The 15961-nt window shown below is 45.6% G+C and carries 15 protein-coding genes; 13 read left to right on the forward strand and 2 right to left on the reverse strand.

Annotated elements, in window-relative coordinates:
- The first annotated feature begins 60 nt into the window (after positions 1–60).
- From BP688_RS12825 to BP688_RS12885, 13 genes are all read left to right on the forward strand, one after another.
- A complete protein-coding gene (locus BP688_RS12825; protein WP_290598175.1) occupies positions 61–1221 on the forward strand; it encodes an HD domain-containing protein in 1161 nt (386 codons plus the stop codon).
- A gap of 55 nt (positions 1222–1276) precedes the next feature.
- Positions 1277–1957, forward strand: a complete 681-nt coding sequence (locus BP688_RS12830) for an aspartate/glutamate racemase family protein (RefSeq protein ID WP_290598176.1) — start codon at positions 1277–1279, stop codon at positions 1955–1957.
- A gap of 26 nt (positions 1958–1983) precedes the next feature.
- Complete coding sequence (locus BP688_RS12835) at positions 1984–4623, forward strand: UPF0182 family membrane protein (protein ID WP_290598177.1); 2640 nt, start codon at positions 1984–1986, stop codon at positions 4621–4623.
- A 42-nt stretch (positions 4624–4665) separates the two neighbouring features.
- A complete protein-coding gene (locus BP688_RS12840; RefSeq protein WP_290598178.1) occupies positions 4666–5412 on the forward strand; it encodes a slipin family protein in 747 nt (248 codons plus the stop codon).
- A gap of 25 nt (positions 5413–5437) precedes the next feature.
- A complete protein-coding gene (locus BP688_RS12845) occupies positions 5438–6256 on the forward strand; it encodes a ribose-phosphate diphosphokinase (protein ID WP_290598179.1) in 819 nt (272 codons plus the stop codon).
- Positions 6257–6291: 35 nt separating this feature from the next.
- Positions 6292–6720, forward strand: a complete 429-nt coding sequence (locus tag BP688_RS12850) for an FAD synthase (RefSeq protein ID WP_290598180.1) — start codon at positions 6292–6294, stop codon at positions 6718–6720.
- On the forward strand, positions 6720–7838 hold the full coding sequence (locus BP688_RS12855) for a pyridoxal-phosphate-dependent aminotransferase family protein (RefSeq protein ID WP_290598181.1): 1119 nt from the start codon (positions 6720–6722) through the stop codon (positions 7836–7838). The genes BP688_RS12850 and BP688_RS12855 overlap by 1 nt, the downstream gene beginning before the upstream one ends.
- On the forward strand, positions 7835–8296 hold the full coding sequence (ribC, locus tag BP688_RS12860; RefSeq protein ID WP_290598182.1) for a riboflavin synthase: 462 nt from the start codon (positions 7835–7837) through the stop codon (positions 8294–8296). Before BP688_RS12855 ends, ribC begins: the two co-directional genes overlap by 4 nt.
- 158 nt (positions 8297–8454) lie before the next feature.
- Complete coding sequence (locus BP688_RS12865) at positions 8455–10224, forward strand: chloride channel protein (protein ID WP_290598183.1); 1770 nt, start codon at positions 8455–8457, stop codon at positions 10222–10224.
- Positions 10221–11654, forward strand: coding sequence for a dihydropteroate synthase-like protein (locus tag BP688_RS12870; protein ID WP_290598184.1), 1434 nt, complete (start codon positions 10221–10223; stop codon positions 11652–11654). The genes BP688_RS12865 and BP688_RS12870 overlap by 4 nt, the downstream gene beginning before the upstream one ends.
- Before the next feature lie 113 nt (positions 11655–11767).
- Positions 11768–12892: a coiled-coil domain-containing protein gene (locus BP688_RS12875; RefSeq protein ID WP_290623308.1), complete on the forward strand. Its 1125-nt coding sequence runs from the start codon at positions 11768–11770 to the stop codon at positions 12890–12892.
- Positions 12893–12902: 10 nt separating this feature from the next.
- A complete protein-coding gene (locus tag BP688_RS12880; RefSeq protein WP_290598185.1) occupies positions 12903–13127 on the forward strand; it encodes a hypothetical protein in 225 nt (74 codons plus the stop codon).
- 90 nt (positions 13128–13217) lie between these two features.
- A complete protein-coding gene (locus BP688_RS12885; protein ID WP_290598186.1) occupies positions 13218–13976 on the forward strand; it encodes a hypothetical protein in 759 nt (252 codons plus the stop codon).
- 1 nt (position 13977) lies between these two features.
- Here BP688_RS12885 and BP688_RS12890 read toward each other — a convergent pair whose 3' ends face one another.
- Complete coding sequence (locus BP688_RS12890; RefSeq protein ID WP_290598187.1) at positions 13978–14697, reverse strand: 5-formyltetrahydrofolate cyclo-ligase; 720 nt, start codon at positions 14695–14697, stop codon at positions 13978–13980.
- 1 nt (position 14698) lies between these two features.
- The gene (locus BP688_RS12895) at positions 14699–15952 is read right to left on the reverse strand and encodes a hydroxymethylglutaryl-CoA reductase, degradative (RefSeq protein ID WP_290598188.1); all 1254 of its coding nucleotides are present in this window, start codon (positions 15950–15952) and stop codon (positions 14699–14701) included.
- Positions 15953–15961 lie beyond the last annotated feature (9 nt).

The raw sequence follows: 15961 nt of genomic DNA on the forward strand, positions 1-15961 counted from the left end.
AAAAATTTCAGGACTATACAAACTGCAAAAATTAAAAACTCTTTTAACAAAAAGTAACCGATGGAAAAGAGCATTCAGGACTCCATCCATGGCGTGATAAAGCTTGATGGGTGGATGGTAAAGATCATTGACACCCCTCAGTTTCAAAGATTAAGGAGAGTGAAACAGCTTGGTTTTGCTGATCTCGTCTATCCCGGAGCCAACCACACGAGATTTGAGCACAGCCTCGGCGTGATGCACATCGCCAGAGTGTTAAAAGACAGGCTCGAACTTGATGATGTTGTTCTCGTTGCTGCATTGCTGCATGACATCGGTCATGCTCCCTTTTCCCACAGCAGTGAGAGATTGCTGGAGGAATACGCTGGTTTCAAACACGAAAACATCTCAAGAGTTATTAAGGGAGAGTTGAAGGATGTTCTGAACGAGCTTGGCTTCAGCATTTCCGAAATTGAGGGTATTGTGACCGGAAAGAGAACATCCGTTGTAAATGGAGAAATAGACGCGGACAGAATGGACTACCTTGTGAGGGATTCCCACTACACCGGTGTTGCTTATGGTGTTTTCGACATCTACCGCCTTATTGACAAAATAAAATTTGAAGAGGCTGTTGTTATCCAGCAGGGAGGGATTAAGGCTGCTGAAAGCCTTCTCATATCTCGATTCCTTATGTATCCTACCGTCTACTTCCACCACGTTTGCAGAATTGCAAGAAAGATGTATGAGAGAGCCATGGAAAGGATAATTCAGACCGGGTTTGATGCCTCGAATCTTCTTGAGATGGATGACATAGATGCGATGATGCTTATAAAGGAAAGAGAAAGGGAGTTTTATGGGAGAATCATCAACAGGAACCTGTTCAAAAGGGCTGTTTACGTGTCAAAGAGGGTTGTGAATTTCAGAGAGGTTATGAGAGTGAACGAAAAAAGGGCTGAAACGGAGATCGCTGAGGAGGCTGGAGTGGATGAGAAGTATGTCATAGTGGACATCCCACCTGTTGAGGAAATGAGAGAGTCGGGTGTTATGGTTGAAACTGATGAAGGGTTGAAAACTCTCGATGAAGTTTCGCCGCTCGTCAAAGCTCTCAAAACAGCATCAATCGAAAACTGGAGGCTGGGAGTTTACACCACAAAAGAATACCTTGAAAGAGTGGGTAAGGCAGCGATGAACTATTTCGGGATCGAAAAGGTTGTTCAGAAATCCCTTGATGAAATATTCCCGTGATTATTGATACCAATATTCTGGAAATTTTTATTTGTGACTAATTCCCACTAAACCCATGATTGGGTTGATTGGTGGCATGAGCTGGGAATCAACCGTCGAATATTACAGAATAATGAATGAGCTCGTGAAAGAGAGACTTGGAGGCTGGCACTCTGCCGAGGTAATTCTCTATTCTGTGGATTTTGATGAGATTGTCAGATTGCAGAAAGCTGGGGATTGGAAAAAGATGAGTGAAATTCTGGGTAGCATAGCTGTGAAGCTTGAAAATGCCGGAGCAAAAGCTGTGCTCATCTGCACAAACACAATGCACAAGATTGCTGATGATGTTCAGAGTAGAATAAGCATCCCGCTAATTAACATAATAGATGTAACAGCCGAAGTTCTGAAGAGAGATGGAGTTAAAAAAGCAGGACTTCTCGGCACAAAATTCACCATGGAGGATGGATTTTACCAGGAGAGGATGAAAAAGCACGGCATTGAGATAGTTGTCCCTGAGAGAGAAGATGACAGGAATGCCGTGCACAGCATTATCTTTGACGAACTCTGCCTGGGCATTTTCAGAGATGAATCAAAGAAAAAATTGGAGGGGATAGTAGAGGAACTGAAGCAGAAAGGTGCAAAAGGAATAATCCTCGGTTGCACAGAACTCCCCTTGCTTCTGAAGGGAGATGGTCTATATGATACAACAAGAATTCATGCTGAAGCTGCAGTGGAATTTTTACTGAGTAACATTTAACTATACATCTTCCATCTTATCTACCAATGCAAGATTACACACCACCCCCACCACCGTCTTATCGTCCGCCTGAGCTAAAAGCTCTCTACTTCATAGCCGGAATCATAGCTCTGGCAGTCATCGTTTCCCTTTCGGTGTATTACTATACAGAATACATCTGGTTTGAGGCGATTGGATACGGAAACGTCTTTGTAACGTACATCACGTACTCAATAGGATTCTTTGCCCTCATCTTTGCGATATTCATGGCTTTCCTGACCGCAACCAACATTGCCGTCAGAAAAGTTACAATGGAGTTTCTCGGAGAGCCCTTCAAGGTCCCCCATATCCTAAGCCTGATTATCTCCCTCTTCGCCGCTCTATCAACCCAGAATCTCTGGAAAACTATGCTCTTCTACTTCAACGCCTCTGAATTCGGCATAAAAGACCCTATTTTCGGCATGGATGCATCCTTCTACACCTTCAAACTCCCGTTTTTGAAAGTTCTGCTTGGAGCGATGCTCGCAGCGGTGATCATATCAACAGCAATCGCAATATTCTCTTATATATACGCTTTCAGGTGGGTCAAGAGCTTTGATGAATTCAAGGAGATTTTTCCCGGTAGCGGATTTGTGCACTTCTCCGTCATGGCCTTCCTGATACTCTCATTAACTGCAGGACTCATTTACATCTCAAGATACGAACTCGTCCACTCTCAACACGGCCTTTTAAGCGGTGCGGGGTATGTGGAAGTGAATATTCTCTCTCCATCCCTCGTTCTGATCTCCACACTCGCCCTGATTACAGGCTTGGTCTCCGCTTATCTCATAGTAAAGAAGGACTTCGAAATGTTGGGTTACGCTATAGTCATCTTGGTCGTCATATCAATTCTCGCGACGGTTATTGTTCCCTTCGCAGTCCAGAAACTTCAGGTTGAGCCATCAGAACTTAGCTATGAGAGCAAATACCTCGGATACAGCATAAACTACACCCTCCATGCATATGGGCTTCAGAATGTGAAATACCGATACTTTGAGTATAACCCTACTCTGAGCTACAAGGATGTGGCTGAGGCAAAGGCAACGATAGATAACGTCAGAGTGTGGGATCACAGACCAATCAGAGATGTTTTCAGACAACTACAGCAGATTAGAACGTACTATTTCATCAATGACGTTGATGTGGACAGATACTGGATAAACGGAAGTTACGTGCAGCTCCTGATAGCTGCAAGAGAGCTTTCAACCGATTTACTACCTTCGAGGGCACAGACATGGCTCAACAAGCATCTGATCTACACCCACGGTTACGGAGTTGTGGCATCGCCGGTCAACACGGTATCCAAAGAGGGGTTACCAGACTTCGTTGTGTACGATATTCCGCCAAAGGGGGAGATCGAGATAAAAAGACCTGAAATCTACTATGGCGAAATGACCGACGATTACGTGGTTGTCAACACTCTACAGGAAGAATTTGACTACCCGATGGGCGACGTCAACTTTTTCACGAAGTATGCAGGAGATGGTGGGGTTAAGCTCGATTATATGCGCAGAGCACTTTATGCATTCAGATTCGGAGACGTGAATCTTATTCTCAGCAACTACATCACAGATGAGAGCAGGCTGATGATGCACCGGGATATTGTAGAGAGAGTTACCACGATTATGCCATTCCTCCTTTACGACGATGATCCCTACGTTGCTGTGATAGACGGTCAGATATACTGGATAATAGATGCCTACTCTCTGCTTGACGGATTTCCGTACTCAGCAGAAATTGGAAGATACAACTACATGCAAAACCCAGTTAAGGTTTTCGTCAATGCCTACAATGGAAGTGTGAAGTTTTACATTGTACAGGAAGATGCCTATGTTAGAACGCTCGAAAATGCACTTCCGGGTCTTTTCACAAGAGATATGCCCCAAGAATTCAGAAAGCACATCAGGTATCCGAGAGACTACTTTAACGTTCAGGCTTACATCTACTCCACCTACCACATGAAGGATGTAACAGCATTCTACAACCGTGAGGATGTCTGGGCGATCCCGTCGGAGAAGTTCGAGGGAGACACCATACAGATGGAACCATATTACGCGACCTTAGCCCTCGAAGATGAGCCCGAGTTTGTGCTCATGATTCCTTTCACACCCAAGAACAGAGACAACATGATTGCATGGATGGCTGCAAGATGTGATGAGAACTACGGAGAGCTTATAATCTACGAATTTCCAAAGGGCGAATTGATATACGGACCGATGCAGGTTGAAGCAAGAATAGACCAGGATTCTGAACTTTCAAAGCTCTTCACACTCTGGGATCAGGCTGGTTCAAGGGTTATCAGGGGTAATCTCCTTGTTATCCCAATAAACAACTCTGTTCTTTACATTGAGCCTGTCTATCTCAGGGGCGAGTCGGCAAAAATACCCGAACTGAGGGGTGTTATCGCCGTCCATAACGATGAACTGAAGATGGGTTCAAATCTGTATGAGGCTCTCGAAATGCTCTTCGCTGGAAAGCCAGTAGAGAAGCCGACCACGGAGAAGCCAGTTGGAACTGCCGAGCAGAAGCTGGAATTGCTCAAGGACTACTATTCAAAGCTTACAGAGGCTGTGAAAGAGGGGGACTGGGCAACCTTTGGAGAGATGCTCAAAAAGATCGGAGAGGTTCTTGGATACAAAGAACAGTAAGTTTTGTGGAAAAGCTTATTAGCTCTTTGTTACATTTTGTCTATGGAGTGGTACTGGATAGGGCTGGCAATAGTTATAATATTGTTTCTGCTGTCATCCATAAGAATAGTTAAAGAATACGAGAGAGGTGTTATTTTCAGACTTGGAAGGCTCGTAGGCGCGAGAGGGCCAGGGCTGTTTTTCATAATTCCGATTCTTGAAAACATAACTGTAGTTGATCTGAGAACCGTAACCTACGACGTGCCGTCTCAAGAAGTCGTCACAAGGGATAATGTGACTGTAAAGGTCAACGCAGTTGTGTACTATAGAGTTGTAGACCCAACAAAGGCCATAACGGAGGTTTTCGACTATCAGTATGCTACAGCGCAGCTTGCTCAGACGACATTGAGGAGCATAATTGGTCAGGCTGAACTTGATGAAGTGCTCTCTGAAAGAGATAAGCTTAATGTAAAGCTGCAGCGGATCATAGATGAGGAAACCAACCCGTGGGGCATAAAGGTAACAGCAGTTGAGATTAAAGACGTTGAGTTACCAGAGGAGATGCGGAGAATAATGGCGATGCAGGCTGAGGCAGAGAGAGAAAGGAGATCAAAGATAATCAGGGCTGAAGGAGAATATCAGGCTGCAATGAAGCTTAAAGAAGCTGCTGATGTTTTGGCTCAGAGTGAAGGGGCAATTCTGCTGAGATACCTCCAGACGCTCAACGAAATTTCTACCGAACAGAATACCACAATTGTAATGCCAATTCCGGTTGAACTGTTAAAGTTCTTTGTCGAAAAGAAAAGCTAAAAAATCGCCCCAATTTTTTTAATTCATGAAAATTATTCCATGCCCATCTTCTCCGCTACTTGCGAGGAGAATTGCTGAGACTGCTGGGCTTGAAATGGGCAATGTGACTTTTAAAAAATTCCCGGATGGAGAGCTATATGTTAGGGTTGAAGACCTTGATGAGGGAATTATTGTCGGAAGCATACGCTCCAATGACGACATCATTGCGATAGCTCTGCTGCTTGATGCTGTTGAAAGGGCAAAGGTTGTCGTGCCGTACATGGGTTATGCGAGACAGGACAGAGCTTTTAACGAAGGAGAAGCTGTTAGTATAAGGGCGGTGGCAGAAATCCTCGAAAGAAAGGCTGAAGAAGTTATCACAGTGAATATACATAGTAAGCAGGCAGCTTCGCACTTTAAAAAGCTGAGGGATTTGGATGCGATGCCCAGCATCGGAGAACACTTTGCCGATCGGGAGATTATTATGATCTCTCCAGATAAGGGATCGAGAGAGAGAGTCAAGATTGCAGCTGAGCACGCGAACTGTGATTGGGACTACATGGAGAAGAGGAGGATTGACGCCACAACTGTTGAAATAACCCCAAAAAGCCTTGACGTCGAGAACAGGGACGTTGTCATAGTTGATGATATAATCTCAACTGGAGGCACGATGGTTGAGGCGACAAAGAAGCTCTACGAATTAGGAGCGAGGAGCGTTTCTGCTGCATGTGTCCATGCCGTTCTTGCTGATTATGCAGCGATCAAACTGTTCAATTCAGGGATAAAAGACATTCTCGCCACAGACACCATCGAATGTGCCTTTAGTAGGATTAGCGTTGCAGAGCTTATTGCGGACAATATCTGAAAACACTTTTATGCCTACCTGAATTTGGATTGGAGATGAAAAGAAGGGTCGTGGCTACAGGAACCTTTGACCTCATCCATCCGGGACACATAACCTTCCTGAGGGAAGCAAGAAAGTTGGGAGATGAGCTGATAGTCATAGTTGCAAGGGAGAAGAATGTCAGACATAAGCCAAAGCCCGTTGTGCCGGAAGAGCAGCGCAGGAAGGTCGTGGAAGCTATAAAATACGTTGATAGGGCAATTCTTGGCGATGAGAAAGATATTTTTAAGCCAATAATGGAGCTTAAGCCAGATGTTATAGTTTTGGGCCACGACCAGCATTTTGATGAGAACTGGCTTAAGGAGGAGTTGAAAAAGAGGAACCTAAGCTGTGAGGTTGTCAGGATAGAGGTAAAGGAAGACTGCCCTTATTGCAGTTCTCACAAAATTATTGAGAGGGTTTTGGAAAAATACGGAGGGAGATAATGCTGTTGATGATACCCGGCCCGGTTCAGCTGCATGAGAGAATAATCAGGGCAATGGCGAGACAGATGATAGGGCACAGAACGGCAGATTTCAGCGCAATAATGGAGTTCTGCGTAAATGTGCTTAAGGATGTGTTTGGAACCGAGGGAGATATCTTCCTAATCTCTGGCTCGGGAACAGCAGGGATGGAGGCGGCAATAGCTTCCTTTAGCAAGGTTAAGAAGATGGTCACGCTTGAGAACGGGAAGTTTGGTGAAAGGCTTGGAGAAATTGCTTCACGCTATACAGAGGTTGAGAGGATTCAGGTTCCTTGGGGAGAATCAGTTGAGCTGGATGATGTCAGAGAAGCCTTTGAGAATGGCTGTGAGGCAATAGCCTTTGTCCACAATGAAACCTCAACTGGGATTCTCAATCCAGCCAAGGAGATTGCCAGAATCGCAAAGGAGTATGATGCACTTGTTATAATGGACGCCATAACTTCAGCCGGTGGGGACTATGTTAAGATGGACGAATGGGGCGTGGATGTTGCCATAGTCGGCAGTCAGAAGTGTCTCGGAGCTCCGCCCGGCTTGGCTGCGGTTGCAGTGGGTGAGAACGCATGGGATTACTACAACGAGAAGTGTCCCTACTATCTTGATCTCGCAGCATACATGAAGAAGCTCAAAGACATGCAGACCCCCTACACTCCTGCCGTCCCACTGTTCTTCGCCCTCGCTGAAGCTCTGAGAATAATAGAGGAAGAGGGTCTGGAGAATAGGATACACAGGCACCGCATTCTTAGCTCTGCAGTCAGAAAATGGGCGGTTGAAGCTGGACTGGAGCTGTTTCCCAACCTGAACAAGTATTCCAGTTACTCGAATACTGTAACCGCGATAAAGATGCCCGATGGTGTCACCGACAGCGAGCTGAGAGGGACGTTGAGAAGGGAGTATGGAATTCTGATTAGCGGAGGTCAGGGAGAGCTCAAGGGCAGGATTTTCAGAATTGGAACAATGGGGAACGTTGGAAAGTTTGAGACCATCTCCACTCTTGCCGCCATCGAGGATGTGTTGATGAGGAAGAATGCTGTTAAGCCAGCACTTCAATATGCCCAGATTTTGCTGAGGGATTTGCAATGAAAATTGGAATTGCTGACACAACCTTTTCGAGGATAAACATGGGAAAGATAGCCATTGATGAGCTGAAGAAGATAAGTAGCATCCCCTACGAGAGATATACAGTGCCGGGAATAAAGGATTTGCCAGTTGCTGCAAAAAAGCTGCTTGAGGAGAAAAACTGCGATATCGTCATTACACTTGGATGGGTTGGGAGAACGCAGAAGGACATGTTCAGTTACATCGTTCTGAGTATGGGGCTCGTCATGGTGCAGTTGCTGACCAACAAGCATGTCATAGATGTAACAATCCATGAGGATGAGGCAGAGACTGAGGACGAGCTTTTGATGGTTGCCGAAAACAGGGTGAGAGAGCACGTCAGGAACGCTGTTGATTTGCTTGTTAATCCCAAGAGATTGCAGAAGCTTGCAGGTACTGGTCAGAGGCAGGGGTATCCGGATGTTGGACCGATTTTGAAATAGATTTTTTAGCATTTTAAGTTTTTCAATATTGAGGATTAAAACAGGACAGTATTCCAAAACGCTGCAACTGAGAATAATGATTAATAGTTTATGCTTGTTGATGCCAAAAGAGCACAGTTAGAAAACTATTTCATCTCCGATCGTCTAACTTAGCAACCGTGGAAAGAAAGGCGCCCCTCAGTTCACGATATATCATAATTCTCGCCGCGCTTGTTGGTGCAATATCGGGCTTAGGTGCCTTCATCTTCTACTTTTTACTCGATCTGTCCACGAAGTTCTTTCTTGTCGGTCTTGACAATTTCAACCCGCCTTTGGCTGGTGGGGAAGCAGAGGTTGTAAAAATTGACTTCCACTTTGGTTTAATTCCTCTCCCCATCGTCGTCGCCCTTGGAGGTTTGCTTAGCGGGATGATCGTTTACACATTCGCACCTGAGGCAGAGGGACATGGAACAGATGCGGTAATTCGTGCCTTTCACAGGGCAAGAGGAGCTATAAGAGCAAGAGTTCCAGTCGTAAAAACGATTGCATCAGCAATAACCATAGGTAGCGGTGGGAGTGCGGGTAGAGAGGGGCCTATAGCCCAGATTGGTGCCGGTTTTGGATCTTTTGTTGCAGAAACGCTTAAGTTATCCGACAAAGACAGAAGGTTGCTCGTAATTTGTGGTGTAGCAGGAGGGATAGGGAGCATTTTCAGGAGTCCGTTTGGCGGAGCGATGTTCGGAATTGAAGTTCTCTACAGAAGAGACAATGAGGTAGAAGCAATAGTTCCTGCCTTTGTGTCTTCAATTGTAGCCTTCATAGTTTTTGACATTATTATGAGTTACTTCGCTGGCACTCCCTTTGGTGTTCTCCCCATTTTCAAAATTCCGCAGGTTACAATCCATTCCCCACTCGAATTTCCAATCTACGCAATAGTTTCGGTACTTGCCACATTCTTCGGAATAATCTACATCAAGACATTTTACTCGGTTCACGGCCTCTTCAAAAAACTCAAACTCCAACCCTACTTCAAACCCGCAATCGGCGGATTTCTGACGGGCGTTATAGGCCTATTCATGCCGGGAGTTCTTGGAATGGGTTACGGTTACGTTCAGCTTGCAATTGACGGTAAACTTGCCCTCACGGCTGTACTTTTTCTGATTATAGGAAAGATACTTGCAACGTCCTTTACAGTGAGTTCTGGTGGGAGTGGTGGAGTCTTTGCCCCCTCAATCGTCATTGGCAGCATGGTTGGAGCGTTTGTGGGATACCTTTTCAACTACATTTTCCCCCAAATCGTTGTTCAGCCAGAAGCCTTCGTGCTCGTGGGAATGTCGGCATTCATTGCGGCAGTGGCTAAAACTCCAATTGCTGCCATTCTGATGGTTCTTGAGATGTGTGGAGGGTATTCACTGTTACCCGCATTGATGATCGCTGCCACCCTTTCCTACTATCTCAGTGGAGATTACTCCATATATTCTGAGCAGGTGACAAACAGAGCAGAGAGTCCAGCACACAGAATGGAGATGTCCATAGATGTTCTCCAGAACGTGAAAGTTAAGGATGCAATGGTTCCGGCAGAAAGGATTGTTGCAGTCAGCCCTTATCAAAAAGTAAGCGAAGTGCTTGAGCTGATTGAAAAAACCGGGCATATTGGCTTTCCAGTCGTCAGGAAGGGAAAACTTGTAGGGGTTGTAACTTTCGAAGATGTTGAGAGAGTTCCCATCGAGGAGAGAGAGGCAAAGAGAGTTAGAGACATTATGACGAGGGATTTGATCGTAACTTATCCCGATGAGACCCTTGAGGATGCTCTGATCAAGCTTGTCGAGAAGGGGGTTGGAAGACTACCCGTTGTTGACCGCCAAGATGAAGGGAAACTTTTAGGTATGATAACGAGAAGTGATATAATGAAAGCTCACGCAAGAGAGGTTGCGAGGCTTGCCACATGAAAATTCTCCTTATTACTGGCAAACTCGCCGAGGAAATAGTCAGAAAATACGGACAGGGAGCGGATGTAAAGGTTTGCGATATTGATATTGCTGCCTTCATCACACCAACACTTCTCGAAGATGTTGATCTGAGTAGTTACGACCTCGTTCTGGTTCCGGGGCTTACCTATAACTACGACTGGGAGAGTTTTGAGAAAAAGAGAGGTGTTAAAGTTAGACTTGGCCCAATCCACGCCTACGACCTGCAGCACGTCCTTAGGGTAGCTGACAAAGTGGAGTTTTCTCATCAAATCCCTGCTTGCAGACTTATCGAGTCTGTTAAGGCGGATGAGGTTATCAGGGAAGTTGATGCCTTTGAAGAGAAACACCTTTTCAAGATTGGAGACGTTGCGATTGGTGGAGAAAGCAGAATGAAGGTTGTGGCAGAGATTGCCAGCTTTAAAGATTTTGACGACTTGGAAAGGAAAATTGAGTACTACACTGAAAGCGGGGCGGATATAATAGACATTGGGGTTCCACTTGAATTCGACTCCGAGTGGCTCTCCAAGGTTTTGAAGGTTGCCGTAGAGGTTTCGGATTTACCATTGAGCGTGGACACGTTCAGCAAGAAAGCCATCGAGATTGGGGTTAAACACGGAGTTGACATGGTAATGAGCATTTCGAGAGAGAACTTAGACGCTTTAGATGTTATAGAAAATCAGGCGGTTGTCGTGGTTGACAGGAACGTTGAAGGATTGACTAAGCTTCTTAACACAGTTAAAAAGAGAACTGAGAAAGCGATTGCTGATCCAGTCCTCGATCCGCCGCTGAGAGTTGCAGAGTCCATCGTAAGATATACGCAGTTCAGGGAGCTTGACCCTGAAACCCCAGTGCTCTTCGGTGCGGGAAATGTGACAGAACTTAGTGATGCCGATTCCATTGGTATAAACGCCATTCTTGCCTTTATTGCTGAGGAAATAGGATGTAATTTGCTCTTCACCACTGAAGCAAGTCCTAAAACCACAGGGAGTGTTAGAGAACTTAAAATAGCTTCCTACTTAGCCAAAGCAGCTAAAATAAGAGATTCGCCCCCAAAAGATGCGGGAGTGAGTTTACTTGTCCTGAAAGAAAAAGTTAGATACGAGGAGGAAAGAATTAATCTGAACAACGTTGTTGAGGCTGAAGAGAGCAGAGAGTTTATCCGTGACCCATTAGGAGACTTCATCATTCAAGTTGTTGATGGAAAAATTGTTTGCAGGCACGACAGTATGACCATCATTGGCAAAAAGGCGAAGGAGGTTGTTGATACTGCAATAAGGCATAACCTGCTCTCGAGGTTGGATCACGCTGCCTACCTCGGCAGGGAGTTGATGAAGGCGGAAATTGCAGCTCTTCTCAGAAAGAGCTATATTCAGGACAGAGACCTTAACTTTGGCTATTACCAGAAATAAAGAGTCTTGAAGTTTTGTAAAGGATTAAAAGCTCTATTCACTCCTGGCTGATTCACTTAACAAAAAGTTTCGTTATATATTCGGAGAGGTAAGAATTGGATGAGGTGGTGAAAATGAAAAGGCTAATTGGGAGGTTAATTGGTGTGGTATTGGTGCTAATGGCACTGGTGGTGATGACAGCTTCAGCGGCTCACAACGGGAAACCAGAGGAGGCAGGAGTAACTGTTGCTACAGATACTACTACCATCACCGCTACTGTTACAATGGGTCAGCACGGTGCATGGAAACCAGCAGTAGAAAAGCCCGCTGACGTAGGTGAGAAATACTCAAAGGCCAGAGAATGGTTTGAAGAGACGAAGAAAAAGATTCAGGAAGTGAAACAGCAAGCTCAGGAGAAGAGATTCGAGGCGTGGAAGAAACACCTTCTTGCGTGGGTGGAAATGGGCAAAAGGTGGGTCGAAAGAGTTGAGTTGAGAGTTGAGAACCTTAATCTCGGAAACGAGAGCAAGGAGAGGTTGATGAACAAGCTTCAAGAGATAGAAAATAGACTCACCGAGATTGAGAGCGAAATTGAGGCAGCTCAAAACTACACGGAACTCAGAGATATTGCAAAGGAGATAAGGGGGATGTGGGGAGAGCTAAAGCAGGAGATGAGATACGCAGTTCATGGATATGTTATAGAAAAGTACCAGGAAATTCTTGAAAGGCTGAAACAGGTCAGGGACAGGCTTGAGGCTGTCGGACTCGATGTCAGTGAACTGAATGAGATAATAGATGAGATAGAGCAGGCAGTTGCAGAACTTGAAGACAGTGTGGGAACGCCCGAATTTGCTGAGAAAGTTAGAGAGATTAACGGGTTATTCAGGGAGGCATTTGGAATTGTGAAGGAACTGGCAAGAGAGGAGAGGGCTGAACAATACACGGGTTTCGTCTATGCCCATGTGGAGGGGTCCTTTGAGCTGAACGGAAACTTCAGCTTAGTGCAGATCAAAGGGGAGGGCAATGTCACGATTCCGGAAGATGCCATTGTTACTAAGGTCAACACTTCCGGAGTCAAGATGATAGTTGCAAGGGGTAACTTCACAGCGAGCGGAGAAGGAGAATTCAGAATCCTTGCACATGGCAGTGGTGAGCTTGTGCTTAGCGGAGAGGGTTATTACAGAGTTAAGCAAACGCCTACAGGGCCAATGACAGATGAGATTGAATTTGAAGGAGAAAAGACTGTAACCTTCGGGTGAGGGATGAACTATGAAGAAAAGATACCTTCTGATGCTGTTAATTGGGCTTGCAATAATCTTCGCAGGATGTCAGGGTAAAAAGACAGAGGAGAGGGAAATTGCTCCCTCACCAACACCGACGCCAACAAGTACAGTTAACGAAATAGTTCAGGAGAACGTTGATCAGGAGCTTCAGGAGCTTGAACAGCTGTTAAAGGAACTCGAAAGCTTAGATGACGTGAATTTGGAAGTTTAGTTTTTTATTTTTGTTTGTGGTTAAATATCGTAGTTTAGCCTTAAGAGGAAAACCAAAAAACTGATATTCCATCCTTAACATTCGTTGTCAATGAAAAACTACCTTATAATAACTTTATTGCTCGCAATTCTCCACATACCGGGATGTCTCGCGCCTGAAGAGGAGAGCTTTACACACAGCATAGACTACTCTATTTCTCTAACCCTTGGAGAACTTGTGGGTGAAGAGATTAGACCATCGTCAAAAATTGCCGAGCTGGAAAATGTCACTTTATTAGTTCCCCTGCCTGCGATTGATGGTAAACCCGTCGAGCTAAGGGACATGACGATCCCAGAAGGCTGGATGGTAGAGGTTGTTGAAACACCCTACGGAGTAATGCTGAAGCTGAGCGGTGAAAAAGTTAAAACTTGGAAAATGTCACCCATGCCAATCCCCGTTGAAGTAGGTAAAACTCCGACAGTAACACCCACCATGGTGAAAAGGGCAGTTAAATACGAATTTGAGCTGAGACTTGAACTTGAAAGGGAGATTAACACCCTTGATCCGCTCAGCGGGGAGTACGTTCTCCAACCCAAGTATGATCTGAAGAGGGTAAACTGCTCTGAGGAGTATCTAAAGCACTACAGGTATGTGAGATGCTACGATTACAGCACTATGGTGTTTTACAGCTCTTATCCAAAGCTCAACACCAGCATATACGTTTCGCTTGAGGGTAGGAATGAGTGGTTCCAGATGGGCTGGACGGGGAATGAGTTTTACGACCACATTTTAGCATTTATAACCAGCAAGGGATGGGAGGAGATAAAGGGAAGGCTGGAAACTGGGAAGGGCAGATACCTGTCTAAGTAAATTAATCTCTTATTCTTAAGTTGCCCGCCAACTCTTTCAGAACCGGAATCTCCTCAAGCTTTTGTTGATCAAGCAAATTCCAGTAGATACCATCAGGTCTCTCCCCTCTACTGGCTCTGATTGTCCTTTTTGGCGTTATAATGTAATCTACAGGAACATCATATGGCTCTTGAGGTAAACTCTCGTCAAGAACCTGAATTTCGTGGACAGTTGTTGCTATGGGCACGTCTCTGTCTATAACCCCTAACTCAAGAAGAATTCCAAATTCAAGTTCTCCGTAACCCATACCCTTTCCAATTCTCTCCCCAAAGCTGTTTACGGCAACGCTACCCTCAACGATGAGATCAATTACCATTTCTTTGATTTCTTCAAGGGTCAGTCTCTCACCAAGCTCAAAGGCACCCTTTATCGTCGAAGCTCTGCTAAAATCCGAAATCTTTTTTGGATTTAGGAGTAGAAATCCTTCTTTGATCCTGGGAGTTGGCATTATCAATAGCTTACCTGACTTCAACGCCTTTAGCCTCACTGGCTTCTGCGGGCTGTCTGGGTTAATCTTGACTATTTCAGCATTCCTCCATTCCCTCAGCCGAGTTAAAAGGGATGAGGCACTTTCTGCACCGATAAAATTTGGAATGCGGTTGTGGGGTGGTAGTGGAAACCTCGCTACCCCTCTTTTGAGCATTTCATCCCAGATTCTCTTTCTTATCTCGTCCTTATTCATTTTAGGACCTTAATCCCTCAAGCACCTCCTTCGCGTAGTCGAGCCTTATCTTCCCCTCCCTCACCATTACCTCAACAACCTTGTCAACCTCTTCTCCGCTTGCACCTGCCATTATCGCAAGATTTCTCGCATGCAGTTCCATGTGACCCCTCTGAATTCCCTCAGTTGCCAAGGCTCGTAGTGCGGCAAAGTTCTGGGCTAAGCCAAGAGCGGCAGCCACCCTTGCCAGTTCTTCGGCGGTCTTTACCCCCAAAATCTTGAGAGAAATCTTTGCCAGCGGATTTACCTTAGTCGCACCGCCGATGACGCCGACTGCCATCGGAACCTCTATGGTGCCAACGAGGTTACCCTTTCTGTCCACCTCATAGGTTGTGAGTGGTTTATATCCTCCAAGGGATGCGTAGCTGTGCGCACCAGCCTCAACAGCCCTGAAGTCGTTGCCTGTAGCAATCATCAAAGCAGAGATTCCGTTCATGATGCCTTTGTTGTGAGTGGCACATCTGTATGGATCGGCAGCGGCAAAGGCATAGGCGAGCATTATCCCTTCCACAACCTCTTCTCCACCAATAACATCCTTATCAAAAACAGCCTTCGCCCTTGCAAGTCTATATGATGCGAGATTGGAAATTATCCTCAGGTAAACTCTGCCACCCGTAATTCTCTCGACGAAGGGGGCAACCTTTTCACACATGGTGTTGACAGCATTCGCTCCCATAGCATCCTTCACGTCCACCACAAGATGCACGATGAGCATCTTACCCATGATGGTATCTACAACCCTCACTTCGACATCCTTACAGCCTCCCCCAAGGTTCACGAGCATTGGGTCGCACTCATTCGCCTTCTCGATTATCTCATCTCTGTGCCTTAAAACCTCAAATTTCGCTGAAACTGGATCTGCAAGCTTTGTAACCTGTATCTGTCCGATCATCACAGAGCCGGTGTAGTCCGTTGTAAACCCCCCGCTCTCCCTCGCCATCCTCGCTGCATTGCTTGCAGCAGCCACAACACTCGGCTCTTCAATGACCATGGGAATGAGGTAATCCTTCCCGTCAATGAGGAAGTTTGTTGCAATTCCAAGGGGCATCTCGAAAGTTCCTATAACGTTCTCGATCATCCTATCTGCTACATCCAAGGGTAAACCCTGATTGAGCACAGCTCTAATCTCATCATCACTCAATCCGGAAAACTCTGCGACCTTCTTAAGCCTCTCCTCAATGCTGAGCTTGTAAAATCCGGGAATGCGTGAGCTCATGACCGCTAT

The organism is Archaeoglobus sp. UBA230, from assembly GCA_002507545.1.
Lineage (GTDB): Archaea > Halobacteriota > Archaeoglobi > Archaeoglobales > Archaeoglobaceae > Archaeoglobus.

Excerpts from the sequence above, each read along its gene's own strand:
- BP688_RS12825 (WP_290598175.1), top strand. The coding sequence starts at position 61 with ATGGAAAAGAGCATTCAGGACTCCATCCATGGCGTGATAAAGCTTGAT.
- BP688_RS12830 (WP_290598176.1), top strand. The coding sequence starts at position 1,277 with ATGATTGGGTTGATTGGTGGCATGAGCTGGGAATCAACCGTCGAATAT.
- BP688_RS12835 (WP_290598177.1), top strand. The coding sequence starts at position 1,984 with ATGCAAGATTACACACCACCCCCACCACCGTCTTATCGTCCGCCTGAG.
- BP688_RS12840 (WP_290598178.1), top strand. The coding sequence starts at position 4,666 with ATGGAGTGGTACTGGATAGGGCTGGCAATAGTTATAATATTGTTTCTG.
- BP688_RS12845 (WP_290598179.1), top strand. The coding sequence starts at position 5,438 with ATGAAAATTATTCCATGCCCATCTTCTCCGCTACTTGCGAGGAGAATT.
- BP688_RS12850 (WP_290598180.1), top strand. The coding sequence starts at position 6,292 with ATGAAAAGAAGGGTCGTGGCTACAGGAACCTTTGACCTCATCCATCCG.
- BP688_RS12855 (WP_290598181.1), top strand. The coding sequence starts at position 6,720 with ATGCTGTTGATGATACCCGGCCCGGTTCAGCTGCATGAGAGAATAATC.
- ribC (WP_290598182.1), top strand. The coding sequence starts at position 7,835 with ATGAAAATTGGAATTGCTGACACAACCTTTTCGAGGATAAACATGGGA.
- BP688_RS12870 (WP_290598184.1), top strand. The coding sequence starts at position 10,221 with ATGAAAATTCTCCTTATTACTGGCAAACTCGCCGAGGAAATAGTCAGA.
- BP688_RS12875 (WP_290623308.1), top strand. The coding sequence starts at position 11,768 with ATGAAAAGGCTAATTGGGAGGTTAATTGGTGTGGTATTGGTGCTAATG.
- BP688_RS12880 (WP_290598185.1), top strand. The coding sequence starts at position 12,903 with ATGAAGAAAAGATACCTTCTGATGCTGTTAATTGGGCTTGCAATAATC.
- BP688_RS12885 (WP_290598186.1), top strand. The coding sequence starts at position 13,218 with ATGAAAAACTACCTTATAATAACTTTATTGCTCGCAATTCTCCACATA.
- BP688_RS12890 (WP_290598187.1), bottom strand. The coding sequence starts at position 14,697 with ATGAATAAGGACGAGATAAGAAAGAGAATCTGGGATGAAATGCTCAAA.
- BP688_RS12895 (WP_290598188.1), bottom strand. The coding sequence starts at position 15,952 with ATGAGCTCACGCATTCCCGGATTTTACAAGCTCAGCATTGAGGAGAGG.